16 protein-coding genes are annotated in these 20061 nt (G+C 59.5%); 3 read left to right on the top strand and 13 right to left on the bottom strand.

Annotated elements, in window-relative coordinates; genetic code table 11:
* The first annotated feature begins 93 nt into the window (after positions 1-93).
* Together ABH912_RS17650 and ABH912_RS17655 are read left to right on the top strand one after the other, a co-directional pair.
* Complete coding sequence (locus tag ABH912_RS17650) at positions 94-1104, top strand: extracellular solute-binding protein (RefSeq protein ID WP_429511261.1); 1011 nt, start codon at positions 94-96, stop codon at positions 1102-1104.
* On the top strand, positions 1104-2669 hold the full coding sequence (locus ABH912_RS17655) for an ABC transporter permease (RefSeq protein WP_429511262.1): 1566 nt from the start codon (positions 1104-1106) through the stop codon (positions 2667-2669). Before ABH912_RS17650 ends, ABH912_RS17655 begins: the two co-directional genes overlap by 1 nt.
* A gap of 78 nt (positions 2670-2747) precedes the next feature.
* Here the strand turns inward: ABH912_RS17655 and ABH912_RS17660 are convergent, their stop codons facing one another.
* The 12 genes from ABH912_RS17660 to ABH912_RS17715 form a co-directional block, all read right to left on the bottom strand.
* Positions 2748-4682, bottom strand: a complete 1935-nt coding sequence (locus ABH912_RS17660) for a methyl-accepting chemotaxis protein (protein WP_033055546.1) — start codon at positions 4680-4682, stop codon at positions 2748-2750.
* Positions 4683-4832: 150 nt separating this feature from the next.
* Entirely contained in the window at positions 4833-6122 is a 1290-nt protein-coding gene (locus ABH912_RS17665; RefSeq protein ID WP_429511263.1) for an adenylosuccinate synthase, read from the bottom strand.
* A 54-nt stretch (positions 6123-6176) separates the two neighbouring features.
* Positions 6177-7364, bottom strand: coding sequence for an ATP phosphoribosyltransferase regulatory subunit (locus tag ABH912_RS17670; protein WP_007939588.1), 1188 nt, complete (start codon positions 7362-7364; stop codon positions 6177-6179).
* Positions 7365-7682: 318 nt separating this feature from the next.
* Positions 7683-8552, bottom strand: coding sequence for a protease modulator HflC (gene hflC, locus ABH912_RS17675; protein ID WP_008156983.1), 870 nt, complete (start codon positions 8550-8552; stop codon positions 7683-7685).
* On the bottom strand, positions 8552-9721 hold the full coding sequence (hflK, locus tag ABH912_RS17680; RefSeq protein WP_033055544.1) for an FtsH protease activity modulator HflK: 1170 nt from the start codon (positions 9719-9721) through the stop codon (positions 8552-8554). Before hflK ends, hflC begins: the two co-directional genes overlap by 1 nt.
* Positions 9722-9817: 96 nt before the next feature.
* Positions 9818-11119, bottom strand: coding sequence for a ribosome rescue GTPase HflX (hflX, locus tag ABH912_RS17685; RefSeq protein WP_033055543.1), 1302 nt, complete (start codon positions 11117-11119; stop codon positions 9818-9820).
* Between the two features lie 12 nt (positions 11120-11131).
* Entirely contained in the window at positions 11132-11392 is a 261-nt protein-coding gene (gene hfq, locus ABH912_RS17690; protein ID WP_007902656.1) for an RNA chaperone Hfq, read from the bottom strand.
* A 94-nt stretch (positions 11393-11486) separates the two neighbouring features.
* Entirely contained in the window at positions 11487-12458 is a 972-nt protein-coding gene (gene miaA, locus ABH912_RS17695) for a tRNA (adenosine(37)-N6)-dimethylallyltransferase MiaA (protein WP_046056853.1), read from the bottom strand.
* Positions 12458-14368 (bottom strand): DNA mismatch repair endonuclease MutL, encoded by a 1911-nt coding sequence (gene mutL / locus ABH912_RS17700; RefSeq protein WP_429511264.1) that lies wholly within the window; start codon positions 14366-14368, stop codon positions 12458-12460. Before mutL ends, miaA begins: the two co-directional genes overlap by 1 nt.
* Positions 14365-15792, bottom strand: a complete 1428-nt coding sequence (locus ABH912_RS17705) for an N-acetylmuramoyl-L-alanine amidase (RefSeq protein WP_429511265.1) — start codon at positions 15790-15792, stop codon at positions 14365-14367. Before ABH912_RS17705 ends, mutL begins: the two co-directional genes overlap by 4 nt.
* Complete coding sequence (gene tsaE / locus ABH912_RS17710) at positions 15793-16263, bottom strand: tRNA (adenosine(37)-N6)-threonylcarbamoyltransferase complex ATPase subunit type 1 TsaE (RefSeq protein ID WP_429511266.1); 471 nt, start codon at positions 16261-16263, stop codon at positions 15793-15795.
* On the bottom strand, positions 16251-17750 hold the full coding sequence (locus ABH912_RS17715; RefSeq protein ID WP_429511267.1) for an NAD(P)H-hydrate dehydratase: 1500 nt from the start codon (positions 17748-17750) through the stop codon (positions 16251-16253). Before ABH912_RS17715 ends, tsaE begins: the two co-directional genes overlap by 13 nt.
* A 63-nt stretch (positions 17751-17813) precedes the next feature.
* Between ABH912_RS17715 and queG the strand changes: the two genes are divergently transcribed.
* Complete coding sequence (gene queG / locus ABH912_RS17720) at positions 17814-18902, top strand: tRNA epoxyqueuosine(34) reductase QueG (protein ID WP_429511268.1); 1089 nt, start codon at positions 17814-17816, stop codon at positions 18900-18902.
* On the opposite strand, the gene ABH912_RS17725 is transcribed toward queG, so the two are convergent.
* Entirely contained in the window at positions 18899-19948 is a 1050-nt protein-coding gene (locus ABH912_RS17725; protein ID WP_033055530.1) for a Fic family protein, read from the bottom strand. The two genes, queG and ABH912_RS17725, sit on opposite strands and share 4 nt — an antisense overlap.
* Between the last annotated feature and the right edge of the window lie 113 nt (positions 19949-20061).

Below are 20061 nucleotides of genomic sequence, written 5' to 3' on the forward strand. Positions count from 1 at the left end.
TAAACCTCGCCCCCCCTGCAAGGCGCACTTGAGAAACAATATCGTTTATCATTGTTTCAAGTTTTTGCAATGCGACAGTGAGGAACCTTGCGAATGATATTTCGAAATACCCTGCGCCGCGGCCTGACCATCACCCTGCTCGGCCTGGCACTCGCCACTCCCCTCACCCATGCCGCCGAACCGGTTTCCCTGACACTCTATAACGGTCAACACAAAGAAGTCGGCGACGCCATCGCCAAAGCCTTCGAAGCCAAGACCGGAATTCACGTCAATGTGCGCAAAGGCAGCAGCAACCAGCTCGCCAGCCAGGTCGTCGAAGAAGGAGATCGCTCCCCCGCCGACGTGATCTACACCGAAGAATCGCCACCTTTGAACAAACTCGGCGAACAAGGCCTGCTTGCACAGACCGATGCCGCCACCCTCGCCGTTCTGCCCAAAGACTACGTCGCCGGCAATGGCACCTGGATCGGTGTCACCGCCCGGGTCCGCGTGGTCGCCTTCAACCCGAAACTGATTGATGAAAAAGACCTGCCCAAGTCGGTCATGGAGTTCTCCGATCCGAAATGGCAAGGCAAGGTCGGCTTCGTACCTACCAGTGGCGCCTTCCAGGAACAGGCCGTGGCAATCATCAAAGTGCATGGCATGGACGCGGCCGAAGAATGGCTGACCGGCTTGCGCGCTTTCGGCAAGACCTACAGCAACAACATGGTTGCGCTGAAGGCGGTGGAAAACGGCGAAGTCGCTACCGTGCTCGTGAACAACTATTACTGGTTCGCCTTGCAGCGTGAAAAAGGCCAGCTCGATTCGAAACTGCATTATTTCACCGGAGGCGACGTCGGCGGACTGATCACTGTTTCCAGTGCGGCCGTACTGAAGTCCAGCAAACACCCAAAAGAAGCCCAGCAATTCCTTGCCTACATGGCCAGTGAAGAAGGTCAGCGCGTGATCACCCAGACCACCGCCGAGTACCCTCTGCACAAAGGCATGGAATCGGATCGCGGGCTCAAGCCGTTCAGCGAACTTGAGGCACCGAAGGTCACGCCCGCCGATCTCGGCAATGCCGAGGAAGCCCTGGACCTGGAACGTGACGTTGGCTTGAACTGATGAGCGTATCGCTATCCGCCCCCGCCTCGAGCGGGGGTTACGTGCCACGGCGCAAGCGGCCATCGATTTGGTTGTTGTTGCCGGTTTTTCTGTTGGTGGTGCTCAGCCTGTTGCCGCTGGCGTATGTCGGACTCAAGACCTGGCAGGCCGGCTGGGCTGAGGCGTTGCATTTGTTGTGGCGCCCTTATGTGTTTGGCCTGCTGCGCAACACGTTGGCGCTGATGGTCGGTGTGACGCTCGCCTGTGGCGTGATCGGCCTGTCGCTGGCTTGGCTGCTTGAGCGCAGCAACTTGCCGGGGCGGCGCTTGTGGGGCGTGATTCTGTGCCTGCCGTTCGCGGTACCGGCATTTGTCAGCAGCTTTACCTGGGTCTCGCTGAGCGCTCATTTCGAAGGCTTGGGCGGGGCGATCCTGGTGATGACCCTGTCCAAGTATCCGCTGATCTTTCTGCCGGTCGCGGCGACCCTGCGCAATCTCGACCCCTCCCTCGAAGAATCCGCCCGCACACTGGGGCAGAATCGCTGGGGCGTATTTTTCAGAATCACTCTGCCACTGCTCTGGCCGTCACTGCTCGCCGGTTCGCTGCTGATCGCGCTGCACATGCTGGTGGAATTCGGCGCGCTGTCGATCATTGGACTGCAAACCTTTACCACCGCGATCTATCAACAGTTCGAACTGGAATTCAGTAACGCGAATGCTGCGATGCTTTCCGCGGTGTTGTTGGCGCTGTGTCTGATACTGCTGTGGCTGGAACTGCGCGTACGTGGCAAGGGCCGACACGTGCGTACCGGTCAGGGCGCGGCCCGGCATGCGGAACAGGTTCGGCTGGGGCCTTGGGCTGCCGCCGGACAACTTTATTGCCTGGTGCTGGCGATCATCGGCAGCGGTATTCCACTCGGAATGCTGGCGTACTGGCTGGCAGTGGGTTCGTCGGCAGCCTTCCCGGTGGCGGCAATCAGCGAGGCGCTGCTCTCCTCCCTGGCGTTGTCGCTGGGCGGCGCCGCGCTGTGCCTGGTGCTGGCAGTGCCGGTGGGACTGCTGGTGGTGCGCCACAAGGGCCAATTGGCGATCTGGGCCGAACGCTTGCCGTATCTGCTGCATGCACTGCCAGGACTGGTGATCGCGCTGACGCTGGTGTATTTCGCCCTGCACTATGTGCCGGTGCTGTACCAGACTTCTGCGCTGCTGCTGATTGCTTATGCGCTGTTGTTTCTGCCGCTGGCACAGGCACCAATTCGTACGGCGCTGAACAAGGCTGCGCCGCAACTGGAGGAGGCTGCACGCACGCTGGGAGCATCGTCTTTCAGTGCGTTTTGCCGGGTGACGCTGCCGATCATTTTCCCGGCACTGGGCGCAGCGTTTGCGCTGGTGTTTCTGGATGCGATGAAGGAACTGACGGCGACCTTACTGCTGAGTCCGACCGGGCTTAATACGCTGGCCACTGAAGTCTGGGCGCATACCGCGAATGTGGAGTTTGCGGCGGCAGCGCCTTATGCGGCGTTGTTGATTTTGGTGTCGGGGTTGCCGGTCTATTTGCTTACGACACGGATGTATCTGAGCCGCTGAGATTGCCATCGCGAGCAAGCTCGCTCCCACAGGGGAGCGGGCTTGCTCGCGAAGAGGCCAGTCCAAACAAAGAACATCCTAAGCCCGGAACTGCCCCAGGCTCGCCTTCAACTGCGCCGCCAATCCATCCAGCACCTTGCCGCTGGCCGTGGTTTCCACCACCGCTTGAGCCGCTTTCTCAGCCTGTGCATGAATGGTCTCAACGCGACCACGCACCGCTTGCGCGCCTTGCGCCTGATGCGCCGCTGCCTGCGTTGCCAGACCTATCGCCGCATGCACTTGTTCGACCGACGTCTGCACCGACTGCTGCAACCGCGCACTGTCACGCAGCACCAGCAAACCTTCGCTGGCCTGACGCCCGGCCTGACCGATCGCGGCCACCGCCTCACGCGCGCCTTGTTGCAAAGCAACGATGTGCGCCTGAATGTCGCCAGTGGAGCTTTGCGTCTTGCTCGCCAGCGCCCGCACTTCATCGGCCACCACGGCAAACCCGCGACCGGTCTCGCCCGCACGCGCCGCTTCGATCGCCGCGTTCAGCGCCAGCAGGTTGGTTTGCTCGGCGATCCCGTGAATCACCGTCAGCACCACTTCAATCTGCTCACTCTGCTGCGCCAGCCGCTCGATGACTTTCGCCCCGGTATCGACCTGCCCGGCCAACGCCTCGATCAGACTGCCGACTTTCGCCGAGGTCCGCGTGTTTTCATCCGTGGCCGAACGAATATCCACCACTTGCTGCAAGGCCGCCTGCATGGCGTGACTTTCAGACTGAGCGTCATCCGCCATCTGCGACAACGCACGCAGGCTCTCCGCCACTTCATCACGCTGCATGCCCGCTGCTTTATCGGCCCCGGCATTGCGTAAGGTCATGGCGCCGATTTCCACGCCAGTGCGCTGAGCCACATCGCCCGCTTCGCGCACGATCGGCTGCAACTTATCCACAAAGCGATTGACCGCCGAGGCCATATCGCCGATTTCGTCCTTGCTGTTGATCTGCACACGCTTGGTCAGATCGCCCTCGCCCGCCGCTAAATCATCCATGGCCGCAATCAGCAATTTCAGGCGATTGACCACTCGACGACCCAGCACCACCGCGAGCAACAGCAGCACACCGCAACCGACCAGCGCGAGACCCATGCCGATGCGCCAGCGCAATGTACCCGCCGCTTCCTGAACAGTGCTGGTGGTGTTGGCTTGCATTTCAGAAGCCGTGGATTGCGCCGACTTCAGACGCGCGCCCATTGCCGCTGCGCTATCAGCCGCCGCGCCTTTGAGGCTGTCGCCGACCAGTTGATCACTGCTGGCGATCAGCGCGGTGAAGCGCTTGTCCAGGGCTGCCAGATCGACTTCCACCGAAGCGGTAGAGACGCCCATCAAAACCTTGCCGATTTCCACTCCATTGGGGCTGATCGAGGCCTCGAGGTAGTAGACCGATGGATCGTTCTTCGCCGCATCCAGCACTTTGTCCAACGCACGCTCGCCTTGGCCCTTCTCCAGCAGCGCTTTGTTGATCGGGTTCTCGCGATTCAAATAGCGGGTCAGGTGCTGGCCGGTGGCGTCGTCATAGATCACGAACAACACGTTCGGATTGCGCTGAGCCCGGCGGGCGAATTCGGACAGGGTTGGAACGTCGCTGTCCCACATGGCGCGGGGCGCGACCGAAGCCAGAAGCTGCGCCATATCATTGGCGGAGTCCTTCAGATCCTTCTCGAGCGTCGCACGCAGCTGTGCCTGCTCGTCCTTCAATCGCGAGGACAAGCCCGCCGTAAGGCGCTGGCGCGTGCTGGTGGAGAGGCTGTCGAGGCTCGACGTGACTTCACGCCCTGCTTGCTCCAACTCTCCGGAAAGTTTTTGACTGTCGGCACCCAGGCGCACACCCAGGTCGGCTTCCAGTGCAGTCACCGTGCTCCGAGTCAAAGCAACAGCCACCAGCACCTGCACCAAAAGGGCGATACCAAGGGTAACGAACACAGGCCGTAATAGACGGCTTTGTAACAGTGAGAGAACGGCCGACACTTAGAATCCCTCTGCTTTAACGCCATTAAATTGATGGCACGCTAGAAGCGATGCGCTTAATGAAGTTCACAGCAAGGGTCGTGCCGTCCGACAGACAGAAACGACAAAGGCCCCAATTAAGGGGCCTTTGTGTTTTACATCAATGACTTATTAAGCGAACGGGTGACGCAAAACGATGGTTTCGTTGCGGTCCGGGCCCGTCGAAATAATGTCGATCGGCGCGCCGATCAGCTCTTCGACGCGCTTGATGTAGGCACGAGCATTGATTGGCAGCTCTTCCAGTGTCTTGGCACCCACGGTCGACTCGGTCCAGCCCGGCACTTCTTCGTACACCGGCAGCAGACCCACGTAGCTGTCAGCGTCAGTCGGGGCGACAACGTTACCTGCGGCGTCTTTGTAGCCGACGCAGATATTGATGGTTTCCAGACCGTCGAGTACGTCCAGCTTGGTCAGGCAGATGCCCGAGATGCTGTTCACATCAATAGCGCGACGCAGGATAACAGCGTCAAACCAGCCACAACGACGGGCACGGCCGGTAGTCGCGCCGAACTCGTGACCTTGTTTGGCCAAGTGCGCACCGACTTCGTCGAACAGTTCAGTCGGGAATGGACCCGAACCTACACGCGTGGTGTAAGCCTTGGTGATGCCCAGGATGTAGTCCAGGAACATCGGGCCAACACCCGAACCGGTAGCCACGCCGCCAGCGGTGGTGTTGGAGCTGGTCACGTACGGGTAAGTACCGTGGTCGATGTCCAGCAACGAACCTTGGGCGCCTTCAAACATGATGTCTTTGCCCGCGCGACGCAGGTCGTGCAGCTCGGCCGTCACGTCGAGCATCAGCGGCTTGAGCAGCTCAGCGTATTCTTTGCACTCAGCCAGGGTCTTTTCAAACTCGATGGCCGGCTCTTTGTAGTAACCCACCAGCATGAAGTTGTGGTAGTCCACCAGTTCACGCAACTTGTCTTCAAAGCGCGGCATGTTGAGCAGGTCGCCAACACGCAGACCACGGCGCGCAACCTTGTCTTCGTAGGCCGGGCCGATGCCGCGACCGGTTGTACCGATCTTCAGCTCGCCACGGGCCTTTTCACGGGCCTGGTCCAGCGCAACGTGGAAGGACAGGATCAGCGGGCAGGACGGGCTGATACGCAGGCGCTCGCGCACCGGTACGCCTTTCTCTTCCAGCTTGACGATTTCCCGCAGCAGGGCGTCAGGTGCAACCACCACGCCGTTGCCGATCAGGCACTGCACGCCTTCGCGCAGCACGCCCGACGGAATCAGGTGCAAGACGGTTTTTTCGCCATCGATCACCAGGGTGTGACCAGCGTTGTGGCCACCCTGGTAGCGCACTACGGCGGCAGCATGTTCGGTCAGCAGATCAACGATCTTGCCTTTGCCCTCATCACCCCATTGGGTGCCCAGGACTACGACATTCTTACCCATAACACTTGTCCTCATTCGCGCAAACTTGGTGCCGGCCGCGGCCGGCAGGAAAACTCAAGAAGCCAGTGGCGATACTTGCCAAAGCCCGTTCTGCTGAATCAATTGCCGGTCGCAGTCCGCTTCACGGGCGGCGGCCAAAGGTTGCCCAGGCAATGCCTGAACGACACGCTGACCCTCACTGCGCAACTGGCAAACCTGCTGCCAGAGTGCCGCATCCGTACTGTCAGGCATCCAGATACCGCCAGACGGTAACTCGATCTCAGCACGCCCCAGGGTCACCAGGGTTTTCAAATCGGTAGAGAAGCCGGTTGCCGGACGGGCACGACCGAAGTCGGCACCGATGTCGTCGTAACGACCGCCCTGAGCAATGGACTGGCCAACACCCGGCACAAACACCGCGAACACCACACCGGTGTGGTAGTGGTAGCCGCGCAACTCGCCCAGGTCGAAATACAACGGCAACTCAGGGAAACGCGTGGACAGACGCTCGGCAATCGCCAGCAAGTCGTCCAGAGCGGCCAGTACTGGCGCCGGCGCATTCGCCAGACGCTCGCGCGCAGCGCTCAATACTTCACGGCCGCCACACAGGTCGACCAGCGCCCGCAACATGCCCGACAGATCGGCAGGCAAGCCTTCGGTCAAGGTAATGACCTCGTCGATGGCCTTACGTTGCAATGCATCGAACAACTGTTGTTCAACTTCACCGGACAAACCGGCGGCGCGAGCCAGGCCGCGGTAGATACCGACATGACCGAGGTCCATGTGCACATCCGGCACATCGGCCAGTTGCAGCATAGCCAACATCAGGCTGATGACTTCCACGTCGCTGCTCGGGCTGGCATCGCCGTACAACTCGGCACCCAGCTGGATCGGGCTGCGCGAGGACGACAAGGCGCGCGGCTGAGCGTGCAGCACGCTACCGGCATAGCACAGACGGCTCGGGCCTTCGCGACGCAAGGTGTGCGCATCGATACGCGCCACTTGCGGCGTGATGTCAGCACGGAAACCCATCTGCCGGCCCGATTGCGGGTCGATGACCTTGAAGGTACGCAGATCGAGGTCCTGGCCCGCGCCGGTCAGCAGGGATTCCAGGTACTCGATATGGGGAGTCACGACAAACTCGTAACCCCAGCTCTGGAACAGATCCAACACCTGACGACGCGCGACTTCAATGCGCGCCGCTTCTGGTGGCAGTACTTCTTCGATGCCATCTGGCAGCAGCCAGCGGTCTACCGTTGCCATTACGCCATTCCCCTATGATCCGGGCGACAAGCCTTTGGGCGAGCCTTGAGTGAAGCAGAAAATGATCGGCTCATGCGCACAAACCACGCGCATGAACAACGCGGCGAAAAGCCTGAAACCGGCTTCGCCAACCACTTTCCTCGAAAAACCTGTCGAGTCATTCAACTCGGACGCCTGCATAAAAAACAGCAATCAAACGTGCAGACGCAAAAAAGCCGGGAATTTCCCGGCTGCCGCATCATACACACGTTTTCCCAAAGGATCACCCCGCCCGAGGTGTTAGCCGTCAGGCGGGGGATGATTCAGGTCAACGTCGTATCAAGGCTTGGCTTTTTCCAGGTAACGGAAGAAGTCGCTGCTTGGGTCCAGGACCATGACGTCGGATTTGTTCGCGAAGCTTTCACGGTAGGCACGCAGGCTACGGTAGAAACCGTAGAACTCCTGATCCTGGCCGTAGGCCTTGGAGTAGATTGCAGCGGCCTGGGCATCACCGTCACCGCGAACCTCTTCAGATTCACGATAGGCTTCAGCCAGCAACACGCGGCGTTGACGATCAGCGTCGGCACGAATGCCTTCCGACAGCTCGTTACCCTTGGCGCGGTGCTCGCGAGCTTCACGCTCACGCTCGGAACTCATGCGCTCGAACACACTGCGGTTCACTTCTTTCGGCAGATCGATGGCCTTGACCCGAACATCGACAACTTCGATGCCCAGCTCTTTTTCCGCCATCTTGTTCAGCGAAGCGGTGATATCGGTCATCAGCGCATCGCGCTCACCGGACACCACTTCGTGCAGCGTGCGCTTACCGAACTGGTCACGCAGGCCCGACTCCAGACGACGGGAAAGACGCTCGTCAGCAATCTGCTTGAGGCCGGAAGTCGCGGTGTAGAAGCGCTCGGCATCTTTCACGCGCCACTTGGCGTAGGCATCAACCATGACGGCTTTCTTTTCCAGCGTCAGGAAGCGTTGTGTCGGTGCATCCAACGTCATCAGACGTGCGTCAAATTTACGCACCTGGTTAACGTAAGGCACTTTCACATGCAGGCCCGGCTGAACATCTGTCTGGACCACACGACCGAACTGCAGCAGCACCGCACGCTCGGTCTGAGCCACGATGTAGAAACAGTTCCAGGCAGCGATCGCCACGACGACGCCGACAATAAGGGCGATCAGCGATTTATTGCTCATCAGCGACTCTCCCTGGTACGTGCTTGCTGTTGCTGCAGATCGGCTGCACGCACATTCGCTTCATTGCTGGTGGCTGCCGCGCCGGTCACCGGAGTGCTGGTGTTGCGACCGCCTTCGACCATCTTGTCCAGCGGCAAGTACAGCAGATTGCTCTGGCCATTCTTGTTGCCGGTCACGAGAACCTTGCTGGTATTGCTGAAGACTTCCTGCATGGTGTCCAGGTACAGACGCTGACGGGTCACTTCAGGTGCCTTGCGATACTCGCTCACCAGCTTGGTGAAGCGATCAGCCTCACCCTTGGCGCGCGAGACGGTTTCGTCACGGTAACCATTGGCATCTTCGATGATGCGCTGGGCCTGACCACGGGCTTCCGGCACGACGCCGTTGGCGTAGGTTTCAGCCTGGTTACGCGAACGCTGCTCGTCTTCACGGGCGCGGATCACGTCATCGAAGGCTTCCTGCACTTCACGCGGTGCGGCTGCGCTCTGTACGTTGACCTGAGTAACGGTGATGCCGGTGCGATAGGTATCCATGAAGCGTTGCAGACGCTCCTTGATTTCGCTGGCCATCAATTCACGACCTTCGGTCAGCACCTGATCCATCGCAGTGGAACCCACCACGTGGCGCAAGGCACTTTCGGTCGCGTGCTGCAGGCTGATTTCCGGCTGATCAACGCTCAGCACGAAGTCCTGCAGGTTGCTGATCTTGTACTGCACGGTCAGCGGCACTTCGACGATGTTTTCGTCTTCAGTCAGCATTTGACCCTGCTTGGTATAGGCACGCTCACGCGTGACGTTTTCCAGGTACTTGCGATCGATCGGCGGGAAATAGATGTTCAGGCCCGGGCCAACGGTTTCGTAGTACTTGCCGAAGCGCAGCACCACGGCTTGCTCCTGCTCGTCGACTACATAGACCGCGCTGTACAGCCACACGGCCGCCAACACGACCAGGCCGATGCCGAGCAGACCGCCGAAGCCGCTACTCCTGCCCGAACCGCCACCGTCATCACCGCGTTTCTTACCACCACCGAACAACCCGTTCAGGCTTTCCTGCAGCTTTCGGAAGGCCTCGTCGAGATCCGGTGGTCCCTTGCGGTCGCCGTTATTGCGGCGCTTGCCACCCCAAGGATCCTGATTATTCGAGTTGCCACCCGGCTCATTCCAAGCCATAGCGCTCTCCATCTGATAAAGCAAAGACGCACCCACGGCGCGCCGACCAATGCTACAGAATGCCCGTCACCGCGGCACAACCGCTTTTCCAGGCTTTTATTGCAAAGTGTGTTGCTCGATGAACTCTGTCGGCACAACGCCTTCACGGCTAACCAGCCGATTAAGCTCCGAACGGGGCAATCGAACGGCCAGCAAGCTGACACCTTCTTCGTCGTGTTCTTCTTTCTGCACCGCTCCAAGTTCGAAGAACTGCGCACGCAGTCGAGCGAATCGTTGCGGCAAGCGCAAGGTACCGATAAACAACTCACTGCCCAGCAACTCGGCAATGGCTTGCTCAAGCAATTCCAGACCACTGCCATCACGCGCCGATAGCCAGACCCGTTGAGGCTTGCCGTTTTCGTCGCGCTGGATTTGTGGCTCAACGCCTTCAAGCAAATCGAGTTTGTTATAGACCTCGAGGATCGGCAAGTCCTGGGCACCGATCTCGCCCAACACCACCATCACCTGCTCGATCTGCAACATGCGATCCGGTTCGGCCGCATCGATCACGTGCAACAGCAGGTCGGAGTTGCTCGACTCTTCGAGGGTAGACCGAAATGCTTCGACCAGCTTGTGGGGCAAGTGGCGAATGAAACCCACAGTGTCAGCCAGGACAATCGGCCCCAGGTCGTCCAGTTCCAGACGGCGCAAGGTCGGGTCCAGCGTGGCAAACAACTGGTCAGCCGCGTACACGTCGGATTTCGTCACGTTATTGAAGAGCGTGGATTTACCGGCGTTGGTATACCCCACCAAAGACACGGTAGGGATATCCGCACGCATACGGCCACGTCGCGACTGTTCGCGCTGGCTGCGCACTTTTTCCAGCCGGCCTTTGATCTGTCGCAGGCGAACCCGCAGCAAGCGGCGGTCGGTTTCCAGCTGGGTTTCACCCGGGCCACGCATGCCGATACCGCCACCTTGACGCTCAAGGTGAGTCCAGCCACGAACCAGCCGGGTGCTCATGTGGTCAAGCTGGGCCAGTTCTACCTGGAGCTTGCCTTCATGGGTGCGGGCGCGCTGGGCGAAAATATCGAGAATCAGACCGGTGCGATCGATCACGCGACACTCGAATACACGTTCGAGGTTACGTTCCTGACTGGGCGTGAGGATGTGATTGAAGATCACCAGATCTGCCTTTTCGGCATGGACCAGGTCGCGTAGTTCCTCGACCTTGCCGCTACCGATCAGGAATTTGGCGGTTGGCCGATGACGCGGCACGTTAAAAAACGCAACGGTCTCGGCGCCGGCCGAATTAGCCAATTCCTGAAACTCCTGCGGATCTTCGCGCGCCTCAGGGTCCTGTCCATCCAAGTGAACGAGGATCACTCGCTCACCACCACCGTGGCGCTCAAAGAACAAAGGAGACTCCTATCAGGCGTTACCTGGCTCAGCGTCACCTGCTTCGGATTCGGTTGCGCTAGGCAGACGAATTGGACGAACCGGCACCACTGTAGAGATAGCGTGTTTGTAAACCATCTGGCTGACGGTGTTTTTCAGCAGGATAACGAACTGGTCGAAAGACTCGATCGTGCCTTGCAGCTTGATACCGTTGACCAGGTAGATGGAAACCCCCACTTTCTCTTTACGTAAAGTATTCAAGTAAGGGTCTTGTAGCGAATGCCCTTTTGACATGTGCCGCACTCCTTTAAGGATTCAATATAAAAAATAGGTAAACAAATGGCTTGTGGCCGTCACACCCCCAAGGATAGACGGCAAATGCAAGGACTCAGCTCAATATGGAGATGGTCCCAAGGTATTTCAAGGCGCGCGGCAGATTGTCGCAATCGAGGCTGTCCAACCAGTGTAAATCAGCCCAACTGCGCAGCCAGGTGAACTGGCGCTTTGCCAATTGGCGCGTGGCAATGATTCCACGCTCCTGCATCTCGGCTTGCGTCAGCTTGCCATCCAGGTAATCCCAGACTTGTCGGTAGCCTACTGCACGTATAGACGGCAACCCGGCATGCAGGTCACTCCGTTTACGCAGGGCTACGACCTCGTCAATGAATCCCTGTTCCAACATATTCGTGAATCTTTGTTTAATTCGCTCGTGCAATACCTGACGATTTGCCGGAGCAATTGCCAAGTTCGCGACAGTATAGGGCAATTGTTGCAGTCCCGAGGCGGCTGCTTCAGTACTTTGCGCAGATTGTTGCAGCCTTAGTGCAGTCATGCTCTGACCACTGACGCGATAAACTTCCAGCGCTCGACTGAGTCGCTGTGGATCGTTCGGATGAATGCGCGCGGCGGATTCCGGATCAATGACCGCCAGTTGATCGTGCAGGGCTTGCCAGCCAAGGCGTGCAGCTTCTTCTTCGATCTGTGCGCGGACGTCCGGATCTGCCGCGGGCATGTCTGCCAGACCTTCAACCAAAGCCTTGTAATAGAGCATTGTGCCGCCCACCAGCAGCGGAATTTTGCCCCGTGCGGTGATCTCGGCCATGGCCTGGAGGGCATCACGACGGAAATCGGCGGCCGAATAGCTCTCTGCCGGGTCAAGAATATCGATCAACCGGTGTGGAAATTCAGCCAGAAGCTCTTTTGAAGGCTTGGCGGTGCCGATGTCCATGCCACGGTAGACCAGCGCCGAATCGACGCTGATCAGCTCGCAAGGCAAGACTTTGGTGAGTTCGATGGCCAGGTCGGTCTTGCCGGCGGCGGTCGGCCCCATCAGGAAAATCGCAGGAGGGAGCTGGTTCATCAACGACCGCGCAAGAACAGTTTGTCCAGATCGTCCAGGCCCAGTTGGGTCCAGGTCGGTCGGCCATGGTTGCATTGACCGCTGCGTTCGGTGTTTTCCATGTCCCGCAGCAGACCGTTCATTTCCGGCAGGGCCAGACGCCGATTCGCCCGAATCGCGCCATGGCAGGCCATGGTGCCGAGCAATTCGTTCAGGTGCGCCTGAATCCGGTCGCTGGTGCCATATTCCATCAGGTCCGCCAGTACGTCACTGACCAATCGATTGGCTTCAGCTTGCTTGAGCAAGGCTGGAATTTGCCGAATGGCCAGTGTTTCAGGACCAAGACGCTGCAGTTCAAAGCCCAGACGCTGGAACCACGCGACGTTTTCTTCGGCGCAATCGCCTTCGCGCTCGCTCACAGCCAAAGATTCCGGCACCAGCAGCGGCTGACCGCTCAGGCCTTCGCTGGCCATGGCGATTTTCAGGCGTTCGTACATGATCCGCTCATGGGCAGCGTGCATGTCCACCAGCACCAGCCCTTGGGCGTTTTCCGAAAGAATGTAGATACCTTTGAGCTGCGCCAGTGCATAACCCAACGGCGGAATATCATCCTGCCCGGCCGGCAGCGCAACCGCATTGGCTTCTGGCAACGGCGCAAAAAACTCACGGTAGGCGGCCTGAGCTTCAGCCACCGGCACGCCGGACTGAGGCCGTGGCGAGTACTGATATTGATAACCGGCACCAGCGCCCGAGCCTGCCGGCGTATTGAACGACGGCTGAGCCTGAGGCTGCTCCAGCAAGGCATTGGCCGCCAGACGCATTTCGCCCTGCGGACCGAACTCGCCAGCATCAATGCCGGTGGGTCGAACGATGGCTGTCGCCACCGGCGCGGCCAGATGGTCATCCGGGCGCACATCGCCCAAGGCGCGGTGCAGGGTGCCATAGAGGAAATCGTGAACCATGCGCCCGTCACGGAAGCGCACTTCGTGCTTGGTCGGGTGCACGTTGACGTCGACGCCTGCCGGATCGACTTCGAAAAACAGCACGAACGTCGGGTGCCGGCCGTTGAACAGCACGTCGCGATAGGCCTGGCGCACCGCGTGGGCCACCAGTTTGTCGCGTACCGCACGGCCGTTCACAAAGAAATACTGCAAGTCTGCCTGGCTACGGTTGAACGTCGGCAAGCCGACCCAGCCCCACAAATGCAGGCCATTGCGCTCGATCTCGATCGGCAGCGCCTGCTCGAGGAAACCCGAACCGCAAATCGCCGCCACACGCCGGGCACGGGCCGCGTCGTCATGGGCTTCATGCAGGCTGAGGATGGTCTTGCCGTTGTGGCGCAAATGGAACGCCACGTCGAAGCGCGCCAACGCCAAGCGCTTGATCACTTCTTGCAGGTGATCGAATTCGGTTTTTTCGGTTTTGAGAAACTTGCGTCGCGCCGGGGTGTTGAAGAACAGGTCACGCACTTCCACCGATGTGCCCACCGGATGGGCCGCCGGCTGCACGCGAGGCGCCATGTCCCGGCCTTCGGTTTCAACCTGCCAGGCCTGATCAGCATCACGGGTGCGAGACGTCAGGGTCAGGCGTGCCACGGAGCTGATCGAGGCAAGTGCTTCACCACGAAACCCAAGGCTCATGACCTGCTCAAGGTCTTCCAGATTACGGATTTTGCTGGTGGCGTGACGCGCCAGGGCCAGCGGCAAGTCATCGGCAGAAATGCCGCTGCCATCGTCGCGCACCCGCAGCAGCTTGACGCCGCCCTGCTCTACATCGACATCAATACGCTTGGCGCCGGAGTCGAGACTGTTTTCCAACAGCTCCTTGATCACCGAAGCCGGGCGCTCAACCACCTCACCAGCGGCAATCTGGTTCGCCAGTCGCGGGCTGAGCAGCTCGATGCGAGCCGTATTGGTCAGCACCTGGTTCATTCTTTGGCCGCCAGTTCAGTGCCGGGAATGGTCAGGTTCTGACCGATTTTCAGCTCGTCACTCTGCAGATTGTTGGCACTGCGTAGCGTGGCCGGCGACACCTGATAACGCACGGCAATCATTGCCAGCGTCTCGCCCGGGCTCACCCGATGGTCACGTGGACCTTGAGCGATTTTTCCGGAATCACGCAGCCAGGCGATGTAGGTGCCCGGTGGCGGATTCTGCTGGAAGAACTGGCGAACACCGGCGCTGATCGAGCGTGCCAGCGCCTGCTGGTGGTTCGCTGCGGCAAGCTTGGAGGCTTCGTTGGCGTTGGAGATGAACCCGGTTTCCACCAGGATCGACGGAATGTCCGGCGATTTCAGCACCATGAACCCGGCCTGCTCCACCCGTTGTTTGTGCAACGGCGTGACCCGGCTGATGTTGCTCAAGACCTTTTGGCCAACGTCCAGGCTCGAAGTCAAGGAAGCGGTCATCGACAGGTCGAGCAGCACACCGGCCAGCATGCGGTCCTTGTCGTCGAGGCTGACGCTGCCAGCACCACCGATCAAGTCGGAACGGTTTTCACTGTCGGCCAGCCAACGGGCCGTTTCCGAGGTCGCACCGCGATCAGACAGGGCAAACACCGAAGCACCGAAGGCTGCGGCCGAAGGTGCGGCGTCGGCGTGAATCGAAACGAACAGGTCGGCGCCCTTCTTGCGGGCGATTTCAGTACGACCGCGCAATGGAATGAAGTAGTCGCCGGTGCGGGTCAGTTCGGCGCGGAAGCCTTTCATGCCGTTGACCTGACGCTGCAATTCGCGGGCGATGGCCAGTACCACGTCTTTTTCACGCTGACCGCGAGAGCCGGAGGCACCCGGGTCTTCGCCGCCGTGACCGGCATCGATGACCACAACGATGTCGCGCTTGCCAGCCGGGGCTGGCGGCAACTTCACCGCAGGTTCCACCGGAGTGACCGGCACCGGGGCGACCGTCGCGACGTTGGTCGGCGCTGGTATTGGCGCGGCATCGGCGGCGTTATCGAACAAGTCGACTACCAGGCGATTGCCGTACTGGGCGTTTGGCGCCAAGGTAAAACTTTTCGGCGTCACGGCTTTTTTCAGGTCGATGACCACCCGCAGGTCAGTCGGCGTACGTTGAGCCGAGCGCATGGCGGTGATTGGAGTGTTCGAACTGTTGACGTTCAGCGGCGCCCCCAGTGTCGCGCCATTGATGTCGATGACCAGCCGATCCGGGGCGGTCAGGGTAAAAACGCTGTGCTGGACGGGACCGCTCAGGTCGAACACCAGTCGTGTGTTGTCCGGAGCCCGCCACAGGCGAACGCTGTTGACCTTTGTCTCGGCCACAGCGTCGACGGTCACCGCCAAAAACAACAATCCTACGGCAGCTACCATCGCGCGAAAGCGCATACCAAACCCCATCATTTAATTGGTTTCCAATGCCAAAGCGGCACACCACGACTCGCCACGCGAACCCTGGGACAAAATTTTCAGCGAACGCCCGCTGCCTTGCGGGCTAATGGTAATGGTCAGGTCGGGCTTTGGCAAAAAGCCTGCACCCTTTTCGGGCCACTCGATCAGGCACAACGCGTCGTCTTCGAAGTAGTCGCGGATGCCGAGGTACTCCAGCTCTTCAGGGTCGACCAAGCGATAGAGGTCGAAATGGAAGGCCCGGATGTCGCCAATCTCGTAGGGTTCAACCAGGGTGAAGGTCGGACTTTTTACCGCGCCCACATGCCCCAAGCCACGGATGATGCCCCGGGACAGCGTGGTTTTCCCCGCGCCCAGATCTCCCTCGAGAAAAATCAGACCGTGCCCTTCAGTGGTTTGTGCGATGCGTGCGCCAAATGCAGTCATCGCCTCTTCATCAGCCAGGTACAGGGTTACTTCAGACACGGTGCTTGCTCCTCCAACAACTGACGAATGGCTGGAATCAGATCACTGGCCGCCAGCCCACGGCCCGATTTACCTTCTTGCGCGCCAGCATTGGCGTGCAGCCAGACGGCCAGGCAGGCGGCGTCGAACGCCTCCATGCCTTGCGCCAGCAACGCGCCGACCAGACCGGCCAGCACATCGCCCAAACCGGCGGTCGCCATGGCCGGATGGCCCTGATGACACAACGCCAGGCGCCCATCGGGGCTGGCGATCAGACTGCCGGCGCCTTTCAGCACCACGACAGCTGTATATTTTTTGCTCAATGCGTGAGCCGCCGCAGGGCGATCGGCCTGAACGTCGGCAGTGCTCATCCCCAACAAGTGCGCTGCTTCCCCCGGATGCGGCGTGATCACACATTCCTTGGGCAAGCTCACGTGTTCTGTGGCCAGCAGATTCAATGCATCGGCGTCCCAGACTTGCGGCAGCGGCGCGTTGGCGGCCGCCGACAAAAGGCTGCGCCCCCAGGAAGCCTGACCCAAGCCTGGGCCGACAACCAGCACGGAAACCTTTTGCAGCAGTTCCATCAGCTGATTGGCCGACGAAGTGCCCAACACCATGGCTTCCGGAATTCTCGCCAGCGCGGCCGGAACATGTTCACTGCGCGTCGCCACGGACACCATGCCCGCACCGCTGCGCAGGGCACTTTGCGCGCTCAGCAGGATGGCGCCACCAAAGCCGCGATCGCCGCCGATCAGCAATACATGGCCGAATTTGCCCTTATGGGACGTTGGAGCCCGGCTCGCCAGACGCGGCAAGGAACTGGCCGTCAGGCGACGTGCACTGATGGCGACTCCGTTAAACGACTCGGGGGAGGCTTGCAGATCGTTGAACACCAACTCGCCGACCACGTCTGCAGCATCGCCGGCGAACAGACCCAGTTTCAGGCCGATGAACGTCACCGTCAGGTCAGCCCGCACCGCAGCGCCGAGTATTCGGCCGGTATCAGCGCACAGCCCCGAAGGGATATCCACTGCCGCAACCGGCAGTCCACTGGCATTGATCGCTGCGATGACGCCCGCGTAGGGCTCTCGTACTTCTCCCGTCAGACCGGTGCCGAGCAAGGCATCCAGCACGATACCGCGCAACTCTGACTGTGCGCTCCAGGCTTGAACCGCGACACCTTCGGACACGGCCTCGGCATGGGCCAATGCCGCGTCACCCTGTAAACGCTGGGGATCACCGGCCGCCAGCACCCGTACATGCCAGCCCGCACGTCGGGCCAGCACAGCCACCAGATAACCGTCGCCTGCGTTATTGCCGTGGCCGGCCACAACACTCAATTCGTGCGCCGTCGGCCAATGACGGACCAACGCGCGCCAGGTCGCACGCGCCGCGCGCTGCATCAATTCGAAGCCCGGTGTGCCGGCCGCAATCAGGCTCGCATCGAGTGCTCGCACCTGCGCGGCGCTATACAGCGCGTCGGGTAAATCATCTTTAGTGTGCGGCATGCGTCTTCGGGCTCCGATGTCTGGCAGAATTATACGCACCTCAGCTCCGGTTTCTCTCGCCTCATGCCCGCAATTACCACAGACCTGCCCGCCCTCGCCCAATCCATCAAGGATTGGGGCCGCGAGTTGGGCTTTCAGCAAGTCGGCATCAGCGGCCTCGACCTGGCCGAGCATGAGCAGCACCTGGAGCGCTGGCTCGCGGCCGGCTACCACGGCGAAATGGAGTACATGGGCGCCCACGGCAGTAAACGCTCACACCCGGAAGAGCTGGTGCCCGGCACGCTTCGAGTCATTTCCCTACGCATGGACTACCTGCCGGGCGACACCGAAATGGCCAAACGTCTGGCCCAACCGGAAAAAGCCTACGTCTCGCGTTATGCCTTGGGCCGCGATTACCACAAATTGATCCGTAAACGCGTGCAACAACTGGCCGATAAAATTCAGGCCGAAATCGGCCCGTTTGGTTTCCGCGCCTTCGTAGACAGCGCGCCGGTGCTGGAAAAGGCCATCGCCGAACAGGCCGGTCTTGGATGGATCGGCAAAAACACCCTGGTCTTGAATCGCAAGGCCGGCAGTTACTTCTTTCTCAGCGAACTGTTTGTCGACCTGCCGCTGCCGGTTGACCCGCCACACAGCACCGAACATTGCGGCCGTTGCACGGCATGCCTCGACATCTGCCCGACCAACGCCTTTGTCGGCCCTTATGTTCTCGACGCCCGACGCTGCATTTCCTACCTGACCATCGAATTGAAAAGTGCAATCCCGGAAGATTTGCGGCCATTGATCGGCAATCGGGTGTTCGGTTGCGATGACTGCCAGATCGTCTGCCCGTGGAACCGCTTCGCCCGCCCGTCCGGCGAAAGCGACTTCAAGCCACGGCACAATCTGGACAACGCAGAGTTGGCCGAACTGTTCATGTGGGATGAGGAGAAGTTTCTCAGCAGCACTGAAGGTTCGCCGTTACGCCGAGCGGGTTACGAGCGCTGGCTGCGAAACCTGGCGGTAGGCCTGGGGAACGCGCCGTCGAGCATTCCGGTGCTGGAAGCACTGAAGGCGCGGCGCGAACACCCTTCAGAGCTGGTGCGTGAGCATGTCGAGTGGGCATTGAAGCAACATGAGCAGCGCACTGGCACCCTTGGAACTCGCCCTTAGCGGTGCAAGTTTATCCACTTGGCGCTACGCCCCTTCCCAGTCGACTCGATTAGCCCTTCAGCTTTCAATGAACGCAAAACCATACGCACGGTGTCACGACTTATGCCAGGACAAGCCTCTTCAAGCTCAGTAATCGAAAACGGTAGGGCGCGCTTCAACGCTTCAACTCGAACTCGATCGCTTTTACCTCCATGGCGCTTATCGATCTTACCGACACGCTCCTCAAACTCCTTGTAAGCGCGAAGAAGCGCCCCCCAGAAATAGTTGAGCCATGGCTGAACATCGTGCCTGCCTTCATGCCAACCTTGAGAGCTGACCTCAAGTGTTTCGTAGTAGCTTTCCTTTGAGTCCTCGAAGATCCGCTCAAGGCTGATAAAACGACCTACGCGATAATCAAACTGGTAAAGCAATAACAAGGTAAGCAGTCGAGCTACACGCCCGTTGCCATCTGAGAAAGGGTGTATGCAGAGAAAGTCGAGAATACTCAGCGGGACCAATACGAGCGGGTCTGCCAGATTTTGATCCAGTGCTCTGCGGTACTGCATAACCATATCGACCATTGCAATGGGTGTCAGATGTGCAGCGACCGGCTGAAAGCGGATACGCGAACTGCCGTCCGGATGGCGCTCGATGATGTCATTGTTCGTTGCTTTCCACTCCCCGCCATCCTGCGGTAGATAGCGATAAAGCATGCCATGCAACTGCCGAATGACGCCCTCGGAGAATGGCATCCCTTCTGCCGCCTCATGGATAAGAGAAAGCGCATCGCGGTAACCCGCAACTTCTTGCTCGGAGCGACTTTTCGGGTCCGCATTTTTGATAATCAACGACTTCAACCGACTTGGTGAAACAACCACTCCCTCCAATCGGTTCGATGACTCTGTGGACTCAATGACTGCAAGCTGCTTCAGGTCCTGGAGAATTTCTGGGGACTGGGAAACGAACAATTGTTGCTTGCCCCGGTACTCACCGAGAGCCCGCAACGTCGCGACCTGCAATCCGTTGTAGCGAAGCGTTGAGAGAAATTCAGGTGTAAGTGACCGCATAGATGTTTTTCCTGCCAAATAGGGTAACCCAGAACTAAACAGGGTAACTCGACAGCGAATTACCCTATTTATTAACTTTTTACCCTATTTTTACTGTGTGACCTAGGCGAGTT

Source organism: Pseudomonas sp. BT76 TE3572, from assembly GCF_050435365.1.
GTDB classification, from domain to species: Bacteria; Pseudomonadota; Gammaproteobacteria; order Pseudomonadales; family Pseudomonadaceae; genus Aquipseudomonas; species Aquipseudomonas fluorescens_W.

What these genes read in the sequence shown, in the direction of transcription:
- ABH912_RS17650 (WP_429511261.1), top strand. Translation starts at nt 94, where the DNA reads ATGATATTTCGAAATACCCTGCGCCGCGGCCTGACCATCACCCTGCTC.
- ABH912_RS17655 (WP_429511262.1), top strand. Translation starts at nt 1,104, where the DNA reads ATGAGCGTATCGCTATCCGCCCCCGCCTCGAGCGGGGGTTACGTGCCA.
- ABH912_RS17665 (WP_429511263.1), bottom strand. Translation starts at nt 6,122, where the DNA reads ATGGGTAAGAATGTCGTAGTCCTGGGCACCCAATGGGGTGATGAGGGC.
- ABH912_RS17670 (WP_007939588.1), bottom strand. Translation starts at nt 7,364, where the DNA reads ATGGCAACGGTAGACCGCTGGCTGCTGCCAGATGGCATCGAAGAAGTA.
- hflC (WP_008156983.1), bottom strand. Translation starts at nt 8,552, where the DNA reads ATGAGCAATAAATCGCTGATCGCCCTTATTGTCGGCGTCGTCGTGGCG.
- hflK (WP_033055544.1), bottom strand. Translation starts at nt 9,721, where the DNA reads ATGGCTTGGAATGAGCCGGGTGGCAACTCGAATAATCAGGATCCTTGG.
- hfq (WP_007902656.1), bottom strand. Translation starts at nt 11,392, where the DNA reads ATGTCAAAAGGGCATTCGCTACAAGACCCTTACTTGAATACTTTACGT.
- miaA (WP_046056853.1), bottom strand. Translation starts at nt 12,458, where the DNA reads ATGAACCAGCTCCCTCCTGCGATTTTCCTGATGGGGCCGACCGCCGCC.
- mutL (WP_429511264.1), bottom strand. Translation starts at nt 14,368, where the DNA reads ATGAACCAGGTGCTGACCAATACGGCTCGCATCGAGCTGCTCAGCCCG.
- ABH912_RS17705 (WP_429511265.1), bottom strand. Translation starts at nt 15,792, where the DNA reads ATGATGGGGTTTGGTATGCGCTTTCGCGCGATGGTAGCTGCCGTAGGA.
- ABH912_RS17715 (WP_429511267.1), bottom strand. Translation starts at nt 17,750, where the DNA reads ATGCCGCACACTAAAGATGATTTACCCGACGCGCTGTATAGCGCCGCG.
- queG (WP_429511268.1), top strand. Translation starts at nt 17,814, where the DNA reads ATGCCCGCAATTACCACAGACCTGCCCGCCCTCGCCCAATCCATCAAG.
- ABH912_RS17725 (WP_033055530.1), bottom strand. Translation starts at nt 19,948, where the DNA reads ATGCGGTCACTTACACCTGAATTTCTCTCAACGCTTCGCTACAACGGA.